Genomic DNA, 22470 nt, shown 5'->3' on the forward strand with positions numbered 1-22470 from the left:
CATCCGGCCGTGCACTCTCAGCCCGCGCGAAGACATCCCTTGTCCTAGGGAACTACTAGGGTCGAAGGCATGAGTGAGGCGGCGTTGGTGCTGAAGCGGCTCGCTGCCGGACCGGGCCGCGGCGAGCGGCTCACGCACGTGGAGTCGGTGCCCCCGCGACTGGGCCAGACCGGAACCTGGCCACGCTGGGTGCCGGAGGAAGTGCTCGGTCAACTGGCGGATGCCGGCATCTCCGCGCCATGGAGTCACCAGGTGGCTACGGCCGAGGCCGCCTACAGCGGGAAGCACGTCGTCGTGGCCACCGGTACTGCGTCCGGCAAGTCCCTCGGCTACCTGCTGCCTGCCTTCGCCACGTTGAGCATCGCCCAGACGGCATCACCTCACCGGCGTACGGCGTCGGTCTTGTACTTGTCGCCCACCAAGGCCCTGGCGCACGACCAGTTACGCGCGGTCTCGGCGTACTCCGTGCCCGGGTTGCGGCCCACAACGCTCGACGGGGATTCGGAGCGCACCGAGCGGGACTGGGCCCGCGACTACGCCACCTACGTGCTGAGCAACCCGGACATGCTGCATCGCTCCGTGCTGCCGAACCACCAGCGCTGGGCCCGCTTCCTGGGCTGCCTGCAGTACGTCGTGGTCGACGAGTGTCACCACTATCGAGGTGTGTTCGGCGCACACGTGGCCGGCGTACTGCGTCGGCTCCGGCGGGTCTGCGCGCAGTACGGCGCGCATCCGATCTTCGTGTGCGCGTCTGCCACCGTCGCGGAGCCTTCGGTGTCCGGGGAGCGCCTGACGGGCTTGCCGATGGTCGAGGTCATCGAGGACGGCTCACCCCGCGGCGGCATCTCCTTCGGCCTCTGGGAGCCCCCGCTGACCGCCCTGCACGGCGAGAACGGAGCCCCTGTACGCCGGTCCGCGACGGCTGAAGTGGCCGACCTGCTGACGGATCTGGTGGTGTCCGGGGTCAGGACCGTGGCATTCGTCCGGTCCAGGCGCGGGGCGGAGACCGTCGCCATGACAGCGAGGGACAACCTCACCGAGGTGGATCCGGCGTTGGCCGAGCAAGTGTCGGCGTACCGGGCCGGTTATCTGCCGGAGGAACGGCGGCGGCTCGAGGCGATGCTGCAGAGCGGGGAGCTCACAGGCGTCGCTGCGACCAATGCCCTGGAGTTGGGGATCGATATCGCCGGGCTGGACGCAGTACTGCTGTCCGGCTGGCCCGGCACGCGGGCATCGCTGTGGCAGCAGGCGGGACGAGCCGGGCGGTCGGGTGGCGACGCGCTGGCCTTGTTCGTGGCTCGCGACGATCCGCTGGACACCTATCTCGTCCGGCATCCACAGGCGATCTTCGGTCAGCCTGTCGAGGCGACGGTGTTCAACCCCGAGAACCCTTACGTGCTCGGCCCCCAGCTCTGTGCCGCGGCACAGGAGCTGCCACTGACTCCCGCGGACTACGAGATCTTCGGCGCCACCACGGAGAACGTGATCGGCCAGTTGGTCCGGCAGGGGTTGCTGAGGGAGCGACCGCACGGCTGGTTCTGGACCAGGCGCGATCGGGCCGTCGACGCGATCGACATCCGCTCGGCCGGCGGCAAGACCGTGCAGATCGTGGAAGACCAGACCGGGCGTCTGCTCGGCACGGTCGATGGCGGCTCCGCCCACGCGAGCGTGCACGCCGGCGCGGTCTATGTGCATGCCGGCGAGTCCTACCTGGTCCGCTCCCTCGACCTCGAGAACCACGCCGCGATCGTCGAGCAGGCCTCACCGGACTACACCACTTTCGCACGGGACGTCACCGAGATCAGCATCCTGGCCACCGAGGACACCCGGCGGTGGGGTGCCGCGGAACTGTCGCGCGGGTGGGTGCAGGTGACGAACCAGGTGATCTCGTTCCAGCGCAAGCAACTCGTCACCGGCGACGTGCTCGACGAGCAGCCGCTGGATCTCCCGGAACGCACCCTGCGCACCAAGGCGGTCTGGTGGACCATGCCGGACTCCCAGGTCGCCGAGCTCGGCCTGGACGACGTACCGGGGGCCGCGCACGCCGCCGAGCACGCCTCGATCGGCCTGCTGCCACTGTTCGCCACCTGCGACCGCTGGGACATCGGCGGCGTCTCCACCGCCAAGCACGCGGACACCGGCTGCCTGACCGTTTTCGTGTACGACGGGCACCCGGGCGGCGCCGGCTTCGCCGAACACGGGTACGCCGCGGCACGCGAGTGGTTGACCGCGACAGGTGAGGCGATTGCACACTGTGAGTGCATGGACGGGTGCCCGTCGTGCGTACAGTCACCCAAATGTGGGAACGGGAACAGTCCCCTCGACAAGGGCGGCGCGGTCGCGCTGCTCACCGCATTACTTGCACGCGAGGCCTGAACGCTCCAGCACCCCGTGGTGACTGGAAGAAAGGCAGCAAATCATGGTGGTCCTCGGAATCGTCCTGATCGTCCTGGCCGTCCTCCTCGGCCTGGGCGTCTCGGTCTCCTCCAGCGACTCGACCACGATGTCCGTCTTCGGAGTCGACTTCGGCATGGTGGTACCGACCCTGTTCTTCATCGGTGCGGCAGCCGGCGTGGCTCTCGTGATCGGACTGTGGTTGACGAAGAAGGGACTCGGCCGCGGCTACCGCCGCCACAAGGAGGTCAAGGAACTCCGCCAGCAGGTCGCCGCCGCTCCGGCCACGGAGACCGAACCCACCACCGCCTCCTCGCCCACCGCCGCGACAGCCGACTCTGCGACGGCCGGCCCTGCGACGGCCGGCGAGACCGCGGATGATCCGGACAGCCGGACGGTCGAGATCGGCTCCGACGAGCAGGTGGCGAGCGGCCCGACGGAGGCCGAGCGACTGGCGGGCGAGCGGCATAACGTTGCCGACGGCACCGATACCAAGCAGCCGCACTGATCCGTCGCAGACAGCTACACCAGAACCGTCGGGACGGTCGCAACTGAGTCCGTCCCACCTTCCCGGGGAGCGAGATCGCTTCCCGGGAAGGAGGACAAGCTTCCAGGTAAGACAGCGCCGGGACCCACATCACCGTCGTATATTGCAGTATCTCGATCGGCGCACAGCCGCCGCACAGCCGCGGCACAACGAACTCCCAGCCAGATTTCGATGCCTTGAGCAACGGTTTGCCGCTCGCAATTAGTTGCCATTGGCATCAACGTCCCTAGGTTGGCCATAACCACCACCGACCCTCCCGTGCATTACTGGTCGTGGTGTCAACGTCGCGTTGAGTCACTATCGGCCATCCGGGTCACACCACCTCCTCATGGGGGATCGACCCGCGCGATGCCCCACGCGCAAGGGGACTGGTCGCGGTTCCCGGGCGACCCGGCGAACTCCTCGCGTCGGGGTCCAAACGCCGTCGATCACCGCCGGAGCCTCACCACCAGCAGTGCCAGTGGCAGTAGTGGTGGCAGTGACCGAGAAGGTCGTGGAGCAGTTCGCCAAGCATGTCCGTCACCTCCGATCCAGTGATCCGATCGGCTTTGACGCTACCTGACACCGTGACGGTATGTGCCTAGTCAGCTACTCTTTGTGATCCAAGCGCGAGAGAGCTTTGACTCTTTCGCAATGTTTGCCGCCTGCATCCAATTTGACGGCACCGGGACGTTTCCGGGAAGTAGCCGAGGGCAACCAGGAGTGGGCGCGACGACCCAGAGTACCGGACCGGCGACCCGCAGTACGGATGGCTGGTAGGAAATTGACAACGTTTTCTGCTCCGCTGTTAAAAAGTCTTCACATAGTCAGCTCCGAGTGCCAAGGTGTACCGGCACTGGCTGCACTGACCCCCCGCAAGGAGCCCCCTGATGCGACGTATCTCGCGCTTGTCCCGGCTGGCCGTTCTCGGCTCCGCCGCCACCGTCCTGCTGACCGGCTGTCTCGGGTCGTCGGACTCCGGCTCCGAGGACACCGACGCGAACCGCAACGCCGACGCCAAGAAGGTCGAGCTCGTGATCGGCGCCAACTCCGTGAAGGGCGGCAAGAACAGCGCCGGCGCGGAGTTCACCCAGGACGTGCTGATCCCGAAGTTCGTCGAGGCACAGAAGGCCAAGGGCGTCGACGTCACCGTGAAGTTCGAGGGTGACGGGTCCGACGACGAGGTCTACAAGCAGAAGCTGGCGCTGAGCCTGTCGAACAAGGCCGGCCCGGACCTGATCAGCGTGGACGGCATCTGGGTCGGCGAGTTCGCCCAGGCCGGCTACATCAAGCCCCTCACCGACACCGTCGGCGACACGGCCAAGGTGGACGACTGGGACGGCTGGAAGCAGATCCAGGACTCCGTCCAGCAGCTCGGCATGTTCGAGGGCAAGCGGTACGGCGTCCCGGCTGGTACGGACGGCCGGGTGCTCTACTTCAACAAGAAGCTCTTCCAGCAGGCCGGGCTCCCGGCCGACTGGCAGCCCAAGTCCTGGGACGAGATCATCAGCGCGGGCCAGGCCCTGAAGAAGCTGCAGGGCGTCACCCCGATCCAGATCAACGCCGGTACGGCGATGGGCGAGGCGACCACCATGCAGGGCATCCTGCCGCTGCTGGTGGGCACCGGTGCGACCATCAACACCGACGGCAAGTGGCTGGGCGACAGCCCGCAGATCCGGCAGGTGCTGGACTTCTACAAGCAGGTCTACGGCAGTGGCCTGGGCGACCCGGTGCTGCAGCGTGAGGCCAAGGGCCGGGACAAGTCGTTCGCCGAGTTCGCCGCGAACAAGATCGGCATCCTGCTCGAGGGCGACTACTTCTGGCGCAGCGTGGTGGAGCCGAAGGACGGCGTCGCCAAGATGGCGGACCGCGACACCGCGGTCGGCTACGCGCTGATCCCGGCCGGCAAGGCCGGCGGCGGGGTGAAGGGCCAGGACTTCGTCTCGATGTCCGGCGGCGGCGCGACCGCGATCAACCCGAACACCAAGTTCCCCCAGCAGGCCTGGGAGTTGCTGCAGTTCATGAACTCGGCCGAGATGGTCAAGGCCTCCCTGAACGGCGCCGCCAAGATCACCCAACGCAGCGACGTCAACTCCGAGGTGCTGGCTGGCGACCCGATGCTGAACTTCATCGCCACCAAGGTGCTGCCGGTCACGCAGTACCGGCCGGGCCTGGCGGAGTACCCGAAGATCTCCGCGGCGCTGCAGCAGGCCACGGCGGACGTGGTCGGCGGTAAGACCACCGAGGCAGCCGCGAAGAGCTACCAGACCGCCGTCGAGGCTGCTGCCGGCAGCAAGGACAAGGTCTCCAGCAACTGATGGCGACCACGACCGAACCCGCGCCGGTGCAGCCGGCGCGGGTACGCGGTCCGGCCCAGGACGTCGCGGGGCTCGGGATCTCCCGGGCCCTCGGCTTCGTCGCGCCGGCCCTGCTGCTGATCGGGGCCTTCCTGGTCTTCCCGGCGGTCTGGACGATCTACATCGGCATCACGAACTACCGGTTGACCGGTGTCGAGGCCGTCTCCCCGTCGATCGTCGGGCTGTCGAACTACACCAAGGCCCTCAACGACGCGCTGTTCCACAACGCGCTCTGGCTCACGTGTCTGTTCGTCCTCGGCTCGGCCGTCATCGGGCAGAACATCCTCGGCTTCGCGCTGGCGTGGACGATGCGCCGCGCCCGCCCGGCGGTCCGGCGTACGGTCGAGGCGCTCGTACTGCTGGCCTGGATCCTGCCCTCGACGGTGGTCGCCTACCTGTGGATCGCGTTCTTCGACCGGGACACGGGCACGCTGAACAGCATCCTGGGGACGCAGGGCACGGCCTGGCTGATCGACTACCCGATGGTCTGCCTGGTGCTCTTCAACACCTGGCGGGGTACCGCGTTCTCGATGATGCTCTACTCGTCCGCGCTGCAGGCGGTGCCACCGTCGCAGCTGGAGTCGGCCCGGATGTTCGGGGCGTCGGGCTGGCAGACGGTGCGGGACGTGGTGTTCCCGCACATCCGCGGTCACGTGCTCACGAACACGCTCCTGATCTCGCTGTGGACCGCGAACGACTTCTCGCCGTTCCTGCTCACCAAGGGCGGACCGAACCACGAGTCCGAGACGGTGCCGGTCTACATCTACAACGTCGCGCTGCAGGGTGGTGAGCTCGGCTACTCGTCGGCGATCTCGTTCCTGCTGCTGATCGCGAACCTGCTGGTGGCACTGCTCTACCTGCGGCTGCTGAGGAGGCGCTCGTGACTCCGGCCTATGTCGTCCGCCGGATCGGCTTCTACGTCCTGATCTGCGCGATCACGCTGTTCTTCGCGGTACCTATGCTGTGGCTCGCGTCGGCTCCTTTCGACGCCTCCCCGGGCCTGGGTGTGCACTGGCCCGACTGGACGCTGGACAACTTCCGCGAGACGCTCGCGCATCCGTATGCGATGCACTCGATGGTGAACTCGCTGCTGATCTGCGTCACCACCGCCGTCGCCGTGACGGCCTTCGCCGCGCTGGCCAGCTACGCGCTCTCGCGGGTCCGGCTCCCGGGCCGGGACGCCTTGCTGTACGGGCTGTTGCTGCTGTCGTCGGTGGTCACCGGTACTGCGGCGATGGTGCCGATCTTCGTGATGATGTTCCAGCTGGGGCTGATCGACTCGCGGTTCGGTGTCGCGCTGGTGATGACCGGTGGCCTGTTGCCGGCGGCGATCTTCATCCTGAAGGACTTCGTCGACGCGGTGCCGAAGTCGTACGAGGAGTCGGCGCGGGTGTTCGGCGCCTCGACCGGCCAGATCCTGCGGGACGTGGTGCTGCCGGTCGCGCGGCCGGGGCTGGCGACGATCCTGGTCTGGGCGTTCGTGAACTCGTGGGGCAACTTCCTGGTGCCCTTCCTGCTGATCCGGTCGATCGAGAAGCAGCCGGGCGCGGTACTGCTGCAGACCTTCACCGACGAGGGCGGCAGCGCCAACCTCTCCGTGATCCCGGTCTTCTCGCTGCTGTTCTCGATCCCGGTCGTTGTGCTGTACCTGTTGGTGAACTCGCGCTACGGGTTCCGCTTTCACGGAGGGATCAAAAGTTGAGTCACGGAGTGATGCTGAATCAAGGAGTGATGAGGGGCTGATGGCGGGCATCGACATCGAAGGCCTGGCGACTGTCTACCCGAACGGCGTCCGCGCCGTCGACGGGCTGGACCTGACCGTGGCCCACGGCGAGTTCTTCGCCCTGCTCGGTCCGTCCGGGTGCGGGAAGACGACGCTGCTGCGCACGATCGCGGGACTGGAGCCCGCGAGCGAGGGCACGGTACGGATCGACTCCGCGGACGTGACTCGCCTCGAACCGGGCAAGCGCGGCGTGGCGATGGTCTTCCAGGACTACGCCTTGTTCCCGCACATGACCGTGTCGGAGAACATCACCTACCCGCTGAAGGTACGCCGGGTCGCGCCCGCGACGCGTACGGCGGTCGCGGAGCGGACCTCAGGTGAACTCTCCTTGCAGGGCTTACTCGAACGCAGGCCCGGGCAGCTCTCCGGCGGTCAGCAGCAACGGGTCGCGCTGGCCCGGGCGATCGCGTCCAAGGGCAAGGTGCTGCTGCTCGACGAGCCGCTGTCCAACCTCGACGCGCGGTTGCGACTGGAGGCCAGGACGTTCCTGAAGAAGCTGCAGAAGGACCTGGGCATCACCACGGTCTTCGTCACCCACGACCAGGCCGAGGCGCTCGCACTGGCTGACCGGATCGCGGTGATGCAGTCCGGCAAGCTCCGTCAACTGGGCAGCCCGCGCGAGGTCTTCGCCCGGCCGGCGAACACCTTCGTGGCGAACTTCATCGGATCCACGCCGATGAACCTGCTGACCGGTTCGGTCGCTTCCGGTGGCTCCGTGTCGATCGCCGGCGGATCGTTGCCTGCGGCTACTGGTTCCGTGCCGGTCGGTGCGGAGGTGACGGTCGGTGTGCGGCCGGAGTACCTGACGCTGTCGATCGGGGACGTGTCCGGTCCGTCGATCCGCGGCTCGGTGGTGGTCGCGGAGAACCTGGGGACGCAGTCCTTGGTCAGCGTCGAGTGCGATGGAACGCTGATCGGGGTCACGGTGCCTGAGGAGGACGAGCCGGATCCGGGTGCGACTGTGGTGCTGACCGCTTCCGAGTCCCGGGTGCTGCTCTACGACAAGGAGTCGGGCGAACTGCTGGCTCGGCAGCCTGCCCCGGTCGGTTGATGGTCTGCTGATGGCTGTCACGACTTACCGGCAACGCTGGACTCTCGATGACCGGGCTGCTTCGGTCTGGCATTCGCTGCCGGTCGACATCCCGCCGGGCTGCGACGGCCTGTCCGTCACCCTGACCGTGCCCGACGTCGAGGGCGCGGTGATCGACCTCGGCTGCGAAGGTGCCGGTGGCTGGCGTGGTTGGTCCGGAGGTGCTCGGCGGTCCTTCGCGATCACCCCTACTGCGGCCACTCCCGGCTACCTCGCCGGTGAGCTCGAAGCGGGTGTCTGGTGGGTGGTGATCGGCCTGCACCGGGTGCCCGTCGAAGGCGTCGAACTCGTCGTCGAGGCGGCCACTGGTCCTGTGTCGGTGATCCCCGGGCTTGCCGAGTACGCCGCGGCGACGGCTGCTGTCGGCGTACCGGCTCGTCCGCCGCGGCGGGAACTTCCGGCCGCGGATGGGCTTCGGTGGGTGGCGGGTGACTTCCACGCGCACTCGTTGCACTCCGACGGGTCGACCCCGATCGCGAACCTCGCCGCGCTCGGGGTGTCGGCTGGTCTTGATGTCCTGGCGATCACCGACCACAACACCGAGGCGCATCACCTGGAGCTGCCTGGACTGAGTCGCCAGTTCGGCATCGGGCTCATCCCGGGGCAGGAGGTGACGACGGAGTCGGGGCACGCGAACGCGTTTGGCGCCATCGGCGTGATCGACTTCCGCCGCCCGGCGTCCACCTGGGTCTCGGAGGTCGCCCGGCGCGGCGGCCTGCTCTCGATCAACCACCCGCTCGGCGGCGACTGCTCCTGGCGGCAGCCACTGTCCGAGCGCCCCGCGCTGGCCGAGATCTGGCACTGCTCCTGGCTCGACCGTCGCTGGGGCGGTCCCGTCGCCTGGTGGGAAGCCTGGGGCCTCTCCAACACCATTCCCATCGGCGGCAGCGACTGGCACAACCCCACCTCCCTGACCCCGCCCGGCACCCCGACCACCTGGATCGCCATCGACGCCGCCGCCGAAGGCCCCGACGAACTCCCCACCGCAGTACTGGAAGGCCTGGCCGCTGGTCGCACTGCCATCTCCGCCGGCTACAACGGCCCGGTCGTCCTCCGCAACGCGGACGAGTTCGTAGTTCTGGGCGCCCCCAACACCGTCCTCATCACCCCGGAAGGCACCCGCCACCCCATCCGCACCTCCCACGAAACCCTCCCCGCCCACACCCCCGGCGGCCACGTCCTCGTCGACCACACGGGCACCTTCATCTCCATCGCCAACTAACCGAGTTTGTTGTGATGGCAGGGCGGGTTGGCGGTTCGGGCGGGGTGGGTGGTGGGTGGGTCGCGATCTGGTCGCAATCTGGTAGAGATACCGCGTTGATGTGGACGGGGCGAGTTTGGGGGCTTCATGATCTGGAACCGAAGTCCTGCTCACTCCTCCCGGACGCACTTCCCCGGCGCCCGGACGGACACCCCGGAGGCTCATTTGCCCGACCGCATCCGGCTGCTGCTGGTCGATGACCAGATCCTCAGCCGAGGCGTCCTCAGAAGCGGTCTGGAACGCGAGCGGGATCTGGAGATCGTCGCCGAACTCAAGCGCACCGACGACGTCGTGACCGCCGCCAAGCGGCACCGCGCGAACGTGGCGCTGCTCGACGCCGGCGGTCCCGGGTACGACAGCATCAACGTCACCACCGAACTCCGCACCTCGATGCCGGAGTGCCGCGTAGTCATGCTCACCACCTATGGCCGGCCGGTTCACCTCCGCCGCGGCCTCGAAGCCGGCGCGAAGGGCTTCGCCCTCAAGGGCAGTCCCGCGCCGCAACTCGCCGACGCCGTACGCCGCGTCCACCTCGGCCTCCGTGTCGTCGACGCAAACCTGGCCGCGGAGACCCTGCAGTACGCCGACACACCCCTGAACGAGGGCGAGACGCGAACCCTCCGCGCAGCTCGCGAAGGTGGTTCTGTCGCACTCATGGCCAGAAAGCTGGACGTCTCCGAACGCGTGGTCCGAACCCGCCTCTGGTCCGCCATCGGCAAAACGGGAGCCCGAACCAGAGCCGACGCCATCTCCATTGCCGAACGCAACGGCTGGCTCCTCGACTGACCTGCCAGCGCCTCTTGCTCGTAATGCTCCTGCGTACCGTGCCCCGGGGAAGGTGGAGACTGAGGGGGTGACGGGTGACGAGGGTCGGCTGGTTGTGGTGGATGCCGCGAACGTAGTGGGGTCGCGGCCCGATGGGTGGTGGCGTGATCGTGCTGGAGCCGCGCGGAGACTACTGCAGAAACTGACCGTTCTTCCGTTCCGGCTCGAGGTACCGGTCGAGGTGACTGTGGTGCTCGAGGGTGCGGCACGAGCCGCGGTCGAGAGTGACAAGCCTGACCTCCAGGGTGTGCGCGTGGTGTTGGCCGACGGATCTGGAGACGACGCGATCGTCGGGGTGGTGGCAGCGGCTGTCGAAGAGGACAACAACCGCCAGATCACCGTCGTCACCGCCGACCGCGGCCTCCGCGAGCGAGTCGAGGCCTACGGCGCCACCACAGTCGGCCCCCGCTGGCTCTGGGACCGCATCGAGTCGTAGTTCGCCGAGATCTCCACGGACTCGGCCCCGGCGACCTCGATTCGAGCCCGACGTGTGGACCGGCGATGGGGGCGTTCAGGGCGTGCCGATCGGGCCTGCTCGTGCAGGCCTGGTGAGGGTCGGTGTGCCGAGCGCGCCTAGTCGTAGTTGTACGCCGACCACTACCGAGACGGTTTCGCCTTCTACCTCGCACCTCTTCAACTCCACCCGGTGGTTGGTTGCGATCCGTTGTGCCGTCTCACAGGGGTCATCCCCCGATTGCAGCGCTTGGGCAGCACTCAAGCCAACCAGGTCGGCGGCCGAGGCTGCTCGATGAATTCCTACCGAGATTCCTGCCCAGAGAACTCCTACCGCTCCCGCTCCGAGCAGCACCATCGCGATGCCGAGCGCCAAGATCGTCCCGCTGCCGCGCTCGTCCCTGCTCCGTCTCCGCTTACCGAAGGCATCCGGCCGCGCCTTCATTGCCCGACCGTCATCTGTTCGGGCTGGGCACCCGGCTCGGTCTGGGTGCCGGGCTCGGTCTGAACCGTGGCCTCCGCTCTCACCGGGATCTCCAGGAGACCGCCTACTACAGGCAAGCGGAGGTGGGGTTTCGAGGTGACGAGGACGTGGACCTCGGCGTCTTGCTGGGTGATCGTGACAGTGGAATCGGGTGGTGCGGCGCGTTGACCCAACTGTTGGGCTGACCCGAGTGGTTCGCCTCTGGCTGTTGCGCGGGCGGCGTCCCGGGCTGCGTCGATGCAGCGGATGTTGGCCGTCACCACGCCGACCATCGAGAGGCCGAGAATCATGACGCCCACCAGCACCGGCAGGAGGATCGCGACCTCGGCAGTCACCGTGCCGTGGTCACCCCGGCGCCGTCGTACGCGGGGAGGCCGGACAGCTCGGTCCGGCGTACGGGAGTTGGTCGGGTGGTCGGCTGTGCGCATGGCGTGGCTCCTCGAGGATCGTGGGTCCACCGCGCCGGCCGCGGCGTTGAGGGGGATGCCGCGGCCGGAGCGAGGAGGGTGGTCAGATCTGGACGCCGTCGATACCGGCGGACTTGAGGGCGTAGTTGATGATTGCCTTGAGCAATGACATCACCGTGCTCGACTTGAGCAGCGCGATGAGGATGCCACTGAAACCGCAGGCCGCCACGATGCTCACCGCGTACTCCGCGGTGGCGGCTCCGCGTTCGTCGGGGTTGCGGAAGCGGCGGACGGCTACCAGCGCCTTGGACATGTCGAACCTCCTGATCTGCCGCCGGCTGATCCGGACGGCTTACTAGAAAGGTGCCGTCGCCAAAGCCCTTGTAGAAAAGGAGTTTTCAACCTGGGGACAACTAGCGCCGCCCGCCCATCGACGTCAGCCTCGCCAGCTGATCAGCGGAGAGCCGGAGCTGCGCGGCTGCCACGTTCTCGGTCAGGTGCGCCTCCGACTTCGTCCCCGGGATAGGAACCACGACCGGCGAGCGATGCAACAGCCAGGCCAGCGACACCTGGGCCGGAGTCGCGTCCAGTTCAGCCGCCATCTCAGCCAGTTCCACAGAGGTTGCGTGACTGCCGTTGGCGATCGGAAACCAAGGAATAAAGGCGATTCCCTCTTGCGTGCAATAGTCGAGAACGGACTCATGCTCCCGATCAGTCAGGTTGTACCGGTTCTGCACGCTGACTACGTCGATCATCCGGCGCGCCTCCTCCAACTGCTCTACGGTCACCTCCGACAAGCCGAGGTGCCGGACCCTGCCCTCCTGCCGAAGCTGCGCCAAGGCGCCGAGCTGATCCGCGAGAGGAACCGCCGGATCGATCCGATGCAGTTGCAACAAGTCGATCCGCTCGATCTTCAGCCGTCGCAGTGACAGCTCAGCAGCTTGCCGCAGGTACTCCGGGCGACCTACCGGCTTCCACTCGCCCGGCGAAGGGCGGGTGTGCCCGATCTTGGTCGCGATCACCAGGTCTTCGGCGTACGGATGTAGTGCTTCGGCGAGGAGTTCCTCGTTGGCGCCGATACCGTAGGCGTCGGCGGTGTCGATGAAAGTGACGCCGAGCTCGACGGCTCGCCGCGCCACCTGGACCGCCTGGGTGCGGTCTGGTTCCGGCCGGTAGCCCGTGAGCCGCATGGCGCCGAACCCCAACCTGCGAACGGTTAACTCGCCGATCTTCAGTGTCGCTTCAATGGTCATCTGACTGCTCCATCTCTCCAGCGCCATCCGCGCACGACGCCCCGCCATGCTCGGGCCGATCGGAGAGTGACTCGAAATGATTTAGTCTGAGCTGAATCGACTCTGGACGGGCAGATGCTGACGATCACGTTCACGGTGGAGGATCTGGCGCGGACGAGACTGGCTGTGTCGCCGTTGTGGGAGACGGTGGCGAGCATCCGCCTTCTGAAGACTCCGCGCGCACAGACCTTCCACCAGGAGTGGGCGCGCACGACGAAGGATCGGATCGCCCGGGCCGGGGTCGAGCTCGAGTTGCTCTTCGATCTCATCGATCCGGGCGCCTGGTACCTGGCGGACTTCCTCACACCGCCGCCGCAGAGCGCAGTACCGGATCTCGCCACCGATCTGAGTGCGATGAGGCGGGTGCCGGCCGAGCAGGTCCGCGCCGATCTCGATGTTCTTGCCTATGCGCGGACGCATCCCATCGGGTCGCTCGAGGAAGCGTCGGTACCGCGCCGGCTCCGATCGGCGCGAGCGGAAGATCTGCCGACCGAGGCAGTTGCCGACCTCTACGCGGATCCGGACGCCGGGATGAGTCGCCTGGCCGACCAGGTCGAGGCGTACTGGGAGTTGGCGATGGCTTCGCATTGGGGAAGGATCCGCGCGCTGCTCGAAGGGGATGTGCTCTATCGCGGGCGGCGGCTGGGACAGGCAGGTCCCGCCGGGCTGTTCGAGGATCTCGCCGAGTCCGTCAAATGGCGCGACGGGGCTCTGCACATCAAGCATCGCCGCTTCAAGGGGCTGCGGAATCTCTCGGGCGAGGGGTTGTTGTTGACGCCGTCCGCCTTCGTCTGGCCGATGGTGTACTCGAGCACAATCCCGCCGTGGCAGCCCACGCTCACCTATCCGGCCCGTGGTGTCGCCACGCTGTGGAACGACTCTTCGAGAACCGCCTCAGCCGGCGTCAGCGCAGTACTGGGTCGATCTCGGGCGGAGTTGCTCTCTCAGCTGGACACGCCTCGATCGACTACTGAGCTGGCCCGGCGTACGGGGCTGACCGCAGGCGGGGTGTCGCAGCACCTGGGCGCGCTCCGATCGGGCGGCCTCGTCACTCCTCACCGCGTCGGGCGAGTGGTGCTCTACGCGCGAACCTCTGTGGCGGAGGCCCTGCTCGAGGCCGCCGATCAACCCGAGTCTGGCTAGCGAGCCTCCAGGATCGCCAGATCCCGTACTGCGAAGCGGTGGTGCTCGCACTCTTCATCCATGACCACTGCGAGGCACTCCCAGACGGGGCGGTCCTCCTCGGGATAACCGGGCGCCGGGGTGCGGGTGCAGATGCGGCCGAGGTCCGAATCGGTGAGATCGGTGAGGATTCCGCGGATCATGGACATGCGGTCGGCGCGCGCTGCCATCACCTCGTCGTACGACGGGCGCGCGTCGACCTCCATGCCGAGGGCGGCCGCGTCCGTGGGGTTGTAGGCGGTCTGCGGGAGGGCGAGTCGGTGGTACGGCAACTCCTGGTCGAGGATCGTCCGGCTGGCCCAGGAGTCCGTGATGAAGACAAGGTGGCGCATCGTCTCGACAAAGGACCACTCGTCGTCGACCCGTTCGTGACGGGCCTCTTCGGGTAAGCGTTCGGCTCGGGCGACCGTGGCGGTCCAGAGGCCCTCGACGGTCTCCCACATCGCGCGGAAGTCGTCGGCTGTGCGCACCTGCTCCAACTGCACCCGCTCGGGGTGCCGCCGCGCGAACTCGGTGGCGACGTACTCGGTGACGTCCACGCCGTTGATGACGAGGTTGTCGATGTAGCCGGAGATGTCGACGCCGACGAGCCAGGAGTCGACGATCTTGACCTGACTCAGGTCGCAGTCGACGAACCTTGCGCCGCTGAGGTCGGTGACGGTGAACTTCGCGCCGCGGAATGCGTCGGGCTGGTCGTCGGCGTGATACCCGGCCGACCACCGGTGGGGACCGTACTGAGCTGCCATCGCGCCATTCTCACGGATCAGTCAGCCGGCGACAACAACCCGGACAACCTTCGCCAGGTCTTGCAGCTGGAAATTCGTTGCTTCAGGCAAAGAGATCGAGGATGCCGGCGAGGGAGCCGGCGATGGTGGGGACGATGCCGAGGACCACGAAAGCGGGGAGGAAGCAGAGGCCCAGTGGTACGACGGAGCGGGACTCGACCGCTCGGGCTTGTTCTTCGGCGGACCAGCGGCGGGCTTGGCGGGTGTCGTCGGCTTGACGTTCGAGGGTCTTGGCGAGGGGTGCGCCTGAACGGAGTGCCCGTTGGGTTGTGCGGGCGAAGGTGGCGCAGGCTGGTTCGGCGATGAGGCAGGACCAGGCGTCGATCGGGTCGGCGCCGAGGTTGAGGTGGTGCTCGACTTCATTGAAGAGGTTGGCGAGTGGGCCGCCTAGAGCAGTGCCGACTATGCCGATCGCGGCCTGTGGTGGGCGACCGGCTCGCAGGCAGGCGGCGAGGAGATCCACTGCCAGTGGTAGTTCGGCGACTATGCGAGCCGTGCGCTGTCGAGCTGCGGCCGGTTCCAGGCGGCTCAGGGCGATGGGGATGCCGACGAAGGCAACGGGCGCTAGCAGCATTCCCCACGGGATGCCGAGCAGGAGAAGCAGCCCTGCCGACGCTGCTGTTGCCGCCGCCCGATGCATCCGTCGGGTCTTGGGCGGCACTTGCTTCGCCTTGAGGAGGCCCGGCAGTTGCCAGTCGGAGAGGACCGTACGCCTTCTGCCGAGCCGTCGAGGTCCTGGACGGCCGGGCAAGAGGAACGCGACTGCGACTGCCGCCGCAAGCGCCGGCATTAGCAGGCTTGGCTCTCGCATGATCAGAACTCCCAAGGACAGTCGACACGGGTGGGTAGCCGGATGGTCTGGTGCGGGCGGGCTAGGGGGTGGCTTTGGTGGTGAGGGTGGTGGTCCAGTGGAGGCCTAGGGCGGTTAGGAGGAGGCCGGTTAGGAGGCAGAGGTAGCCGAGGGGGGTGGTCAGGAGGAAGGCGAGGGGGTGGGCGCCGATCGCGTAGCCGAGGGCTGTGCCGAAGAGGGGGAGGGCGGCTAGGAGGCGGGCGGTTGCTCGGGTGCCGGCCAGGTTGGCGGTGATTTGACGACGGATGGCTTCGTCGGCTCGGAGGGAGTCGGCGAGGCGTTCGGTGATCAGGGCGAAGGCGGCGCCGGATTCTTCGGCTACTCGCCAGGCGGCGGAGAGGGCCTTTAGGCCTTCTGCTCCTGGAGATTCGGCGGCTAGCTCCAGAGCGGCTGGTACGTCGCCGCCCAGTTTGGCAGCGGCTGAGGCGACTTGTAGATCTGGGCAGATGGTGGCGGCGGCTTCCAAGGCGTCGGCGGGTGGACGGCCCGCGGTTAGGTCTGCGGAGAGGACGTCGCACGCTTCGATGACTGCCGCTCGTCTGCTCGTGGTGGCTCTTTGGCGGGCTTGACGTGCGCGTTGGGTGAGTATCAGGGCGAGGACTGCGGCAATGGCGACTGTCGAGATGATGATCGATGGCCCCGCCGATGCGGCCAGGAAGATGCCGATGGCGACTAGTGCCGCGATGATGATCAAGCGGCGCCCGGCGGTTCGGGTGAGGTCGGGGGCGCCGATCGAGAGCACCTTGCGGCGTTCGATCACGCTGTCGCCGAGGGTGTTGGGTTTGGGAGTGGCATTCAGGCGGTGGATTCCTCGGGTGGGGTTGGAGAAGGTGGCCACGGCAGCTAGGAAGGCCAGCAGACTGGCCATCACTGGCATCAGGCTGCTCCGGGGAGGAGGTTGGGGTTGTGGAGTTTCAGGGTGTTGTCGGGGAGGAATTCGACGGCGGGGACGGTGGTGGCTTGGCCGTTGGGGAGGCGGGTGATTGTTCGGATCTCGGCGACTCGGCGTTGGCCGTCGGGGGTGCGGATCAGGTGGATGACCGCTTGCAAGGCAGACGAGATCTGGCTGTGGAGGGCGTCGCGGGTCAGGCCGGCCAGGGCGCCTAGAGCTTCCAGGCGGGCTGGTACGTCGGATGCGGAGTTCGCGTGGACTGTGCCGCAGCCGCCCTCGTGGCCGGTGTTCAACGCGCTGAGGAGGTCGACCACCTCCGCGCCTCGAACCTCGCCGACCACCAGGCGGTCAGGGCGCATTCGCAGGGCCTGGCGGACCAGGTCTCGCAACGTGATCTCGCCAGTGCCTTCGACATTGGGCGGACGGGCTTCCAGGCGGACCACGTGCGGGTGTTCGGGGCGGAGCTCGCTCGCGTCTTCGACCAGGACCAGCCGTTCAGAGGTGCTCACCAAGGACAGCAGGGAATTCAACAAAGTTGTCTTGCCTGTGCCGGTGCCTCCACTGATCAAGAAGGCGAGTCGGGCATCAAGCAAGTCCCGCAGTACACCTACGCCAGCAGGAGGAAGCGACCCGCAGGCGACCAGGTCTTCCAGGCCGAAGACCTTGCGCGAAGGGACCCGCAGAGACAGGCAGGTCCCTGGCGCCGCTACCGGTGAGAGAACGGCGTGGAACCGAGTCCCGTCGGCCAGGCGGACGTCCACGTAGGGAGTTGCGTCGTCCAGGCGGCGGCCGGCTGCGGCCGCGAGGCGGGTGGCCAGGCGTCTGACTGCTGACTCGTCGCCGGTTCGAAGGGCGATCCGTTCGAGGCCGGAGCCGCGGTCGACGTAGACCTCGTTCGGGCCGTTGACGAGGATGTCGGTGATTCCTGGTTCCGAGAGGAGTCCGTCGAGTGGACCGGCACCAAGAGCCTCACGCCGTAGGGCAGCTACGACAGCCAGCACGGTGGAGTCGCCAAAGACCGCGCCATCCACTCGGAGGGCAGCGGCGACCCGTGCCGGGGTTGGCTCGGATCCCTGTGCAGCAAGGGTTCCACGGACTCGTTCGAGGAGATCGACAGGGACGCTCGCCCCGCCATCGAGCCACTTCATGCTGCCATCAATCCGTAGAGCCCGAACAGATCGAGCAGCTCCGACGCAGCTCGGCCGAGAGCTCCCCGTGGCCGTGGATCGAAGCGGCCCTGATCCATCACCGTCGGCAGGTCTTTCTCGACACTCAGCTTCGCCGCCAGCGGTAGCGACAAGTGATCCGCGACATCGATCGCCGACAGGCCGTTGAGTCCAGGCTCGCGCGCGACAACTCGCAGGTCGTTAGCAACCTCGCGAAGCGGCGCGACCAAACGAGCCGCCGCGGCGCAAGAACGTACGTCGCGAGGCACCACCACCAGCGTGGCGGTCGCGCGGACGAACGCTTCCTCAGCGGCGGGATCAGGTCGGCGAGGAAGGTCCACGACGACCAGATCACTGCTGCGTTGGGCCGCGCCAAGCACGGAACGCATGGCCTCGGGCGGCAGGGCGGCGACATCACCTCGATCCCACGACAGCACCGCGAGTCCGTCGATCAGCGGGAGTGCGGAACGGAGAGCCGCCGCGCTCACCCGGCCCGCCGCGTTGAGCAGCCCGGGCCATCGCGTACCGAGACCGCTCTCGCTTCCCAAGACGAGATCGATCCCGCCACCCAGTGGATCTCCATCGATCAGCATCGTCCGAAGACCACGCCTGCTCGAGGTCACCGCGACGGCCGATGCCAAGGTCGTCGCGCCTGCTCCCCCACACCCGCCGACGAAGGCGAGGGTGACGGCAGTGCGGACACCACCGTCCAGAGCGTCCGCGAACTTGTCGCCCAGAGCGCCCTCCGTATCGGGCAACAGGAACACTCCCTCGGCGCCGATCGCGAGCGCGCGCCGATAGACCTCGCCGTCGTCGGGATCCACGCCGGCCACGACGACACCTGAGCGGCGTACCGGTTGGGTACGGCCTAGGGGTTCGACCAGGTCCTGGCCGACGACCACGAGCGAGGTGGACTGCCAGTTGCGGCGTAGGCCCAGCAGGTCGCGCTCCACTCGCGGAACGACCTCGGCCGCGGCGGCGAGCCGCAGGAGGTCGTCGAGCAACAACTCGTCGGCGGTGGCCAACAGGACGGCAGAGCCCGGGCCCGCAGCGGCTGACGACGCGGACGACCAGGAGGGCAAGGAGGACGACGGAGAGGAAGGCGGCGAAGGCGAAGAGGAAATGTTGTCCATGCCGGAGAAAGTGCCGTTGTTTTGGGCGCCGGCAGTGACGAGCCCAAGACCTGTGGAGAACTGTCGGATATCCGTCAGGAGCGGCAATCCGCCATCGCGACCCGGCGACCTCAGCGCGGTGAAGGGCTACGGTTCGTTTCGAAGCGTCCTTAACTAAGTTTTCTTCCGGAACGCTCCGAACTCGTCCACTCGTGGACACCAGCTGGACAACCGTGCACTGCTCAGCTCCTACCGGAGGACCGCCCAATGAGTCGAATGCGCACCCTCGCCGCAGCGGCCGGAGTCGCCGCCACCGCCCTGATAGCCGTCGCCGGCATCTCCGTCGCCGCCGGACCACCAGACAAAGTCCAAGCCGCGCCCGCAGCCACCAGCGGTGGCGTGAAGACGGCCTACTTCACCCAGTGGGGCATCTACGCGAACGGCTTCTACCCGAAGAACATGATCACCACCGGGATGGCGAGCAAGCTCGACTTCCTGAACTACGCCTTCGCGAACATCCACCCGACGAGTCACACCTGCTTCATGGCGAACAAGGCCGCCTCGCAGGACGAGAACAACCCGAACGCCGGTGACGGCGCGGGTGACGCGTTCGCGGACTACGGCAAGTCGTACGGCGCGGACATCAGCGTCGACGGTGTCGGTGACGTCTGGAACCAGCCGATCCAGGGCAACTTCAACCAGCTGAAGAAGCTGAAGGCGAGGTACCCGAACCTCAAGATCCTGATCTCGATCGGCGGCTGGACCTACTCGAAGTACTTCTCCGACGCGGCCTCCACCGATGCCAAGCGCAAGACCTTCGTCAGCTCCTGCGTGACCATGTTCCTCAAGGGCGACCTGCCGATGGTCGACGGCTTCGGCGGTCCCGGCAGCGCGGCCGGCATCTTCGACGGCATCGACATCGACTGGGAGTACCCGGGCTCGCCGAACGGCCACGTCGGCAACCACTACAGCCCCGCGGACAAACAGAACTTCACCCTGCTGCTGGCCGAGCTCCGCGCCCAGCTCGATGCCTACGGCAACAGCGTCGGCCGGCGGATGTGGCTGACCGCGGCCACTCCGGCCGGGCAGGACAAGATCGCCACGATCGAGACGAACAAGATCGGCCAGTACCTCGACTACAACAACGTGATGACGTACGACATGCACGGCGGCTGGGACGCCACCGGGCCGACGAACTTCCAGGACCCGCTCTACCAGGCGCCGAACGACCCGAGTACGCCGATCCCGCCCGGTACTGCGAAGTACTCCGTCGACGGCGCGGTGAAGGCCTGGACCACCGGTGATCCGACGTACGGCATCCCCGGCGGCTTCCCGGCGAACAAGATGACCATCGGGTATCCCTTCTACTACAGGGGATGGAAGGGTGTTCCAGCCACGGCCAACGGCAAGTACCAGACGGCCACCGGGCCGGCGGACGGCCATGCATTGAGTGGCAACGTGCCGGGCGTCTCCTTCTACAAGGAGCTCACCGGCTTCGTCGACAACCCGTCCTCGACATTCTTCGACGACGCCACCAAGTCGTCATGGTTCTACAGCGGCGGCACCTTCTGGACCGGGGACAACGCCCGCTCGATCAAGGAGAAGGCCGACTACCAGCACTGCAACGGCCTGGCCGGCGCGATGATGTACTCCCTCGAGGCGCTGGACACGAACGCGACCCTGTTCAACGCGGTCGTCAACTCGGTCAACGCGGAGACCCCCGGCTGCAGCGGCCCTCCGCCGACCACCCCGCCCACCACACCGCCGACGACGCCTCCCACAACGCCGCCGACCACCCCGCCCACCACTCCTCCCACGACACCCCCGACCACGCCGCCGACCACCCCGCCGACGGCGACCCCGTGGGCGCCCAACACGGCGTACGCGACCGGCTCGCTGGTGTCCTACAACGGCGTCACCTACCGGTGCATCCAGGGCCACACCTCGCTGACCGGCTGGGAACCGCCGAACGTCCCCGCGCTCTGGGGACGAGTCTGATCACGTACCGCCCACTGATCGGAGCAACATGAAACGCAAGCACATGACGGTCGCGCTGGCCGCGATCGCAGCAGTAGTGGCATCCGTGCTCATCGCACCCGCGGCCCAGGCCGCCCCGGTGAGCGCGGCATTCACCAAGGTGTCCGACTGGGGTAGCGGCTTCGAGGGTAAGGTGACCGTCACCAACGGCACCACCAGCCCGCTCAGCACCTGGTCGATCGCACTGGACTTCCCGTCCGGCTACACGATCAGCAGCTCCTGGGACGCCCAGCGGACCAGCAGCGGCCTCACCCACACCTTCACTCCGCCCAGCTGGGCCGGACCGCTCGCACCCGGCGCCAGCGTCACCTTCGGCTTCAACGGCAACCCGGGCAACTTCCCGGGCATCGCCGCCTGCCGCTTGAACGGCGGCTCCTGCAGTGGCGGTGGAGGCGGCACAGTGCCCGGTGCACCTAGCGGACTCACCGGTACTTCGACCGCCTCGTCCGTGAGCCTCTCCTGGTCGGCAGCGAGCGGAGCCACCAGCTACAACGTCTACCGCAACGGTACGAAGGTGGGCACCCCGACGGGTACGTCGTACACGGACTCCGGGCTGACCGCGAACACGGCGTACAGCTACCAGGTCAGCGGCTCGAACAGTGCGGGGGAAGGCGCCAAGAGCGGCTCCGTCTCCGTCACGACCAAGACCGGTGGCGGCGGCGATCCCGTCGGCACCCGCCGGGCCGCGCCGTACCTCTACATGGGCTGGGGCGATCCGCCGAACCCGGCGACGGTGATGAACGCCACCGGCATCAAGTGGTTCACGATGGCCTTCATCCTGTCGTCGGGCGGCTGCAACCCGGCCTGGGACGGCGCACGTCCTCTGCAGGGCAGCGCCGACGCCAACGCGATCGCGGCGATCCGAGCGGCCGGCGGCGACATCGTGCCGTCGATCGGCGGCTGGAGCGGCAACAAGCTCGGCCCGAACTGCAGCACGCCGGAAGCACTGGCCGGCGCGTACCAGCAGGTGATCAACGCCTACAACCTGAAGGCGATCGACGTCGACATCGAGAACTCCGACGAGTTCGAGAACGAGGTCGTCCAGGACCGCATCCTGAACGCGCTGAAGATCGTCAAGCAGAACAACCCCGGCATCCAGACGATCCTGACGTTCGGCACCTCGACCACCGGCCCGAACTACTACGGCAACCGGCTGATCGAGCGGTCGGCGGCACTCGGCGCGAACGTCGACATCTTCACGCTGATGCCGTTCGACTTCGGCAGCGGCAACATCTACAACGACACGGTCGGCGCGTCCCAGGGCCTGAACAACAAGCTGAAGGCCGTCTTCGGCTGGACCACCGCGCAGGCCTACGCCCACCAGGGCATCTCCGGCATGAACGGCCTGTCCGACCAGCAGGAGCTGACCACCACGGCAACCTGGCAGAACATCACCAACTGGGCCAAGAGCAACGGACTCGCCCGGCTGGCGTTCTGGTCGGTGAACCGTGACCGCGGCTGCGCCGGTGGCGGCGTGGTCTCCAACTGCAGCGGTATCGCCCAGCCCGACTGGGAGTTCACCCGCATCACCGCCGGCTTCTGACCGGCACGGCGGGCGGGGACCCCGAGTCCCC

21 protein-coding genes are annotated in these 22470 nt (G+C 67.4%); 12 read left to right on the forward strand and 9 right to left on the reverse strand.

The genetic code is table 11. From position 1 onward, the window contains the following. The first annotated feature begins 69 nt into the window (after positions 1 to 69). The 9 genes from EV648_RS09225 (at position 70) to EV648_RS09265 (ending at position 10672) form a co-directional block, all read left to right on the forward strand. Complete coding sequence (locus EV648_RS09225) at positions 70 to 2376, forward strand: DEAD/DEAH box helicase (protein WP_132287671.1); 2307 nt, start codon at positions 70 to 72, stop codon at positions 2374 to 2376. Between the two features lie 43 nt (positions 2377 to 2419). Beyond that, entirely contained in the window at positions 2420 to 2902 is a 483-nt protein-coding gene (locus tag EV648_RS09230) for a hypothetical protein (protein ID WP_132287674.1), read from the forward strand. Between the two features lie 908 nt (positions 2903 to 3810). Further along, complete coding sequence (locus EV648_RS09235) at positions 3811 to 5238, forward strand: extracellular solute-binding protein (RefSeq protein ID WP_132287677.1); 1428 nt, start codon at positions 3811 to 3813, stop codon at positions 5236 to 5238. Next, positions 5238 to 6161, forward strand: coding sequence for a carbohydrate ABC transporter permease (locus tag EV648_RS09240; RefSeq protein WP_132190342.1), 924 nt, complete (start codon positions 5238 to 5240; stop codon positions 6159 to 6161). Before EV648_RS09235 ends, EV648_RS09240 begins: the two co-directional genes overlap by 1 nt. Beyond that, positions 6158 to 6979 (forward strand): carbohydrate ABC transporter permease, encoded by an 822-nt coding sequence (locus EV648_RS09245; RefSeq protein ID WP_132287680.1) that lies wholly within the window; start codon positions 6158 to 6160, stop codon positions 6977 to 6979. The genes EV648_RS09240 and EV648_RS09245 overlap by 4 nt, the downstream gene beginning before the upstream one ends. A 40-nt stretch (positions 6980 to 7019) precedes the next feature. Next, positions 7020 to 8111, forward strand: a complete 1092-nt coding sequence (locus tag EV648_RS09250) for an ABC transporter ATP-binding protein (RefSeq protein ID WP_132287683.1) — start codon at positions 7020 to 7022, stop codon at positions 8109 to 8111. Between the two features lie 10 nt (positions 8112 to 8121). Then, positions 8122 to 9372: a CehA/McbA family metallohydrolase gene (locus EV648_RS09255; RefSeq protein WP_132287686.1), complete on the forward strand. Its 1251-nt coding sequence runs from the start codon at positions 8122 to 8124 to the stop codon at positions 9370 to 9372. Positions 9373 to 9576: 204 nt separating this feature from the next. Beyond that, a complete protein-coding gene (locus EV648_RS09260) occupies positions 9577 to 10197 on the forward strand; it encodes a response regulator transcription factor (protein WP_132288693.1) in 621 nt (206 codons plus the stop codon). 67 nt (positions 10198 to 10264) lie between these two features. Beyond that, a complete protein-coding gene (locus EV648_RS09265; protein WP_132287691.1) occupies positions 10265 to 10672 on the forward strand; it encodes an NYN domain-containing protein in 408 nt (135 codons plus the stop codon). A 75-nt stretch (positions 10673 to 10747) separates the two neighbouring features. Here EV648_RS09265 and EV648_RS45135 read toward each other — a convergent pair whose 3' ends face one another. The 4 genes from EV648_RS45135 to EV648_RS09285 form a co-directional block, all read right to left on the reverse strand. After that, on the reverse strand, positions 10748 to 11134 hold the full coding sequence (locus tag EV648_RS45135; RefSeq protein ID WP_132287694.1) for an Rv3654c family TadE-like protein: 387 nt from the start codon (positions 11132 to 11134) through the stop codon (positions 10748 to 10750). Then, complete coding sequence (locus EV648_RS09275; protein WP_132287697.1) at positions 11131 to 11601, reverse strand: TadE family type IV pilus minor pilin; 471 nt, start codon at positions 11599 to 11601, stop codon at positions 11131 to 11133. The genes EV648_RS45135 and EV648_RS09275 overlap by 4 nt, the downstream gene beginning before the upstream one ends. Before the next feature lie 82 nt (positions 11602 to 11683). Next, positions 11684 to 11893 carry a DUF4244 domain-containing protein gene (locus EV648_RS09280; RefSeq protein ID WP_132287700.1) on the reverse strand — a complete coding sequence of 70 codons (210 nt, stop codon included), beginning with the start codon at positions 11891 to 11893 and terminating at the stop codon, positions 11684 to 11686. A gap of 100 nt (positions 11894 to 11993) precedes the next feature. Next, the gene (locus EV648_RS09285) at positions 11994 to 12833 is read right to left on the reverse strand and encodes an aldo/keto reductase (protein ID WP_132287703.1); all 840 of its coding nucleotides are present in this window, start codon (positions 12831 to 12833) and stop codon (positions 11994 to 11996) included. 114 nt (positions 12834 to 12947) lie between these two features. Between EV648_RS09285 and EV648_RS09290 the strand changes: the two genes are divergently transcribed. Next, positions 12948 to 14015 carry a DUF5937 family protein gene (locus tag EV648_RS09290; RefSeq protein ID WP_132287706.1) on the forward strand — a complete coding sequence of 356 codons (1068 nt, stop codon included), beginning with the start codon at positions 12948 to 12950 and terminating at the stop codon, positions 14013 to 14015. Here EV648_RS09290 and EV648_RS09295 read toward each other — a convergent pair. The 5 genes from EV648_RS09295 to ssd form a co-directional block, all read right to left on the reverse strand. Then, a complete protein-coding gene (locus tag EV648_RS09295) occupies positions 14012 to 14800 on the reverse strand; it encodes a DinB family protein (protein ID WP_132287709.1) in 789 nt (262 codons plus the stop codon). The two genes, EV648_RS09290 and EV648_RS09295, sit on opposite strands and share 4 nt — an antisense overlap. An 82-nt stretch (positions 14801 to 14882) precedes the next feature. After that, entirely contained in the window at positions 14883 to 15650 is a 768-nt protein-coding gene (locus EV648_RS43920; RefSeq protein ID WP_241994991.1) for a type II secretion system F family protein, read from the reverse strand. 61 nt (positions 15651 to 15711) lie between these two features. Next, positions 15712 to 16557 carry a type II secretion system F family protein gene (locus EV648_RS09305; RefSeq protein ID WP_241994992.1) on the reverse strand — a complete coding sequence of 282 codons (846 nt, stop codon included), beginning with the start codon at positions 16555 to 16557 and terminating at the stop codon, positions 15712 to 15714. Positions 16558 to 16565: 8 nt separating this feature from the next. After that, entirely contained in the window at positions 16566 to 17729 is a 1164-nt protein-coding gene (locus EV648_RS09310) for a TadA family conjugal transfer-associated ATPase (RefSeq protein ID WP_132287715.1), read from the reverse strand. Beyond that, positions 17726 to 18772 (reverse strand): septum site-determining protein Ssd, encoded by a 1047-nt coding sequence (gene ssd, locus EV648_RS09315; RefSeq protein WP_241994993.1) that lies wholly within the window; start codon positions 18770 to 18772, stop codon positions 17726 to 17728. Before ssd ends, EV648_RS09310 begins: the two co-directional genes overlap by 4 nt. Positions 18773 to 19126: 354 nt before the next feature. On the opposite strand from ssd, the gene EV648_RS09320 reads away from it, so the two are divergent. Then, positions 19127 to 20857, forward strand: coding sequence for a glycosyl hydrolase family 18 protein (locus EV648_RS09320; protein WP_241994994.1), 1731 nt, complete (start codon positions 19127 to 19129; stop codon positions 20855 to 20857). 28 nt (positions 20858 to 20885) lie between these two features. Beyond that, positions 20886 to 22439: a cellulose binding domain-containing protein gene (locus EV648_RS09325; RefSeq protein WP_132287721.1), complete on the forward strand. Its 1554-nt coding sequence runs from the start codon at positions 20886 to 20888 to the stop codon at positions 22437 to 22439. The last annotated feature ends 31 nt before the right edge of the window (positions 22440 to 22470 follow it).

The organism is Kribbella sp. VKM Ac-2568 (genome assembly GCF_004345365.1).
Lineage (GTDB): Bacteria > Actinomycetota > Actinomycetes > Propionibacteriales > Kribbellaceae > Kribbella > Kribbella orskensis.

Excerpts from the sequence above, each read along its gene's own strand:
- EV648_RS09225 (WP_132287671.1), top strand. The coding sequence starts at position 70 with ATGAGTGAGGCGGCGTTGGTGCTGAAGCGGCTCGCTGCCGGACCGGGC.
- EV648_RS43920 (WP_241994991.1), bottom strand. The coding sequence starts at position 15,650 with ATGCGAGAGCCAAGCCTGCTAATGCCGGCGCTTGCGGCGGCAGTCGCA.
- EV648_RS09295 (WP_132287709.1), bottom strand. The coding sequence starts at position 14,800 with ATGGCAGCTCAGTACGGTCCCCACCGGTGGTCGGCCGGGTATCACGCC.
- EV648_RS09250 (WP_132287683.1), top strand. The coding sequence starts at position 7,020 with ATGGCGGGCATCGACATCGAAGGCCTGGCGACTGTCTACCCGAACGGC.
- EV648_RS09290 (WP_132287706.1), top strand. The coding sequence starts at position 12,948 with ATGCTGACGATCACGTTCACGGTGGAGGATCTGGCGCGGACGAGACTG.
- EV648_RS09230 (WP_132287674.1), top strand. The coding sequence starts at position 2,420 with ATGGTGGTCCTCGGAATCGTCCTGATCGTCCTGGCCGTCCTCCTCGGC.
- EV648_RS09275 (WP_132287697.1), bottom strand. The coding sequence starts at position 11,601 with ATGCGCACAGCCGACCACCCGACCAACTCCCGTACGCCGGACCGAGCT.
- EV648_RS09280 (WP_132287700.1), bottom strand. The coding sequence starts at position 11,893 with ATGTCCAAGGCGCTGGTAGCCGTCCGCCGCTTCCGCAACCCCGACGAA.
- EV648_RS09310 (WP_132287715.1), bottom strand. The coding sequence starts at position 17,729 with ATGAAGTGGCTCGATGGCGGGGCGAGCGTCCCTGTCGATCTCCTCGAA.
- EV648_RS09240 (WP_132190342.1), top strand. The coding sequence starts at position 5,238 with ATGGCGACCACGACCGAACCCGCGCCGGTGCAGCCGGCGCGGGTACGC.
- EV648_RS45135 (WP_132287694.1), bottom strand. The coding sequence starts at position 11,134 with ATGAAGGCGCGGCCGGATGCCTTCGGTAAGCGGAGACGGAGCAGGGAC.
- EV648_RS09285 (WP_132287703.1), bottom strand. The coding sequence starts at position 12,833 with ATGACCATTGAAGCGACACTGAAGATCGGCGAGTTAACCGTTCGCAGG.
- EV648_RS09325 (WP_132287721.1), top strand. The coding sequence starts at position 20,886 with ATGAAACGCAAGCACATGACGGTCGCGCTGGCCGCGATCGCAGCAGTA.
- EV648_RS09305 (WP_241994992.1), bottom strand. The coding sequence starts at position 16,557 with ATGGCCAGTCTGCTGGCCTTCCTAGCTGCCGTGGCCACCTTCTCCAAC.
- EV648_RS09235 (WP_132287677.1), top strand. The coding sequence starts at position 3,811 with ATGCGACGTATCTCGCGCTTGTCCCGGCTGGCCGTTCTCGGCTCCGCC.
- EV648_RS09255 (WP_132287686.1), top strand. The coding sequence starts at position 8,122 with ATGGCTGTCACGACTTACCGGCAACGCTGGACTCTCGATGACCGGGCT.
- EV648_RS09320 (WP_241994994.1), top strand. The coding sequence starts at position 19,127 with ATGAGTCGAATGCGCACCCTCGCCGCAGCGGCCGGAGTCGCCGCCACC.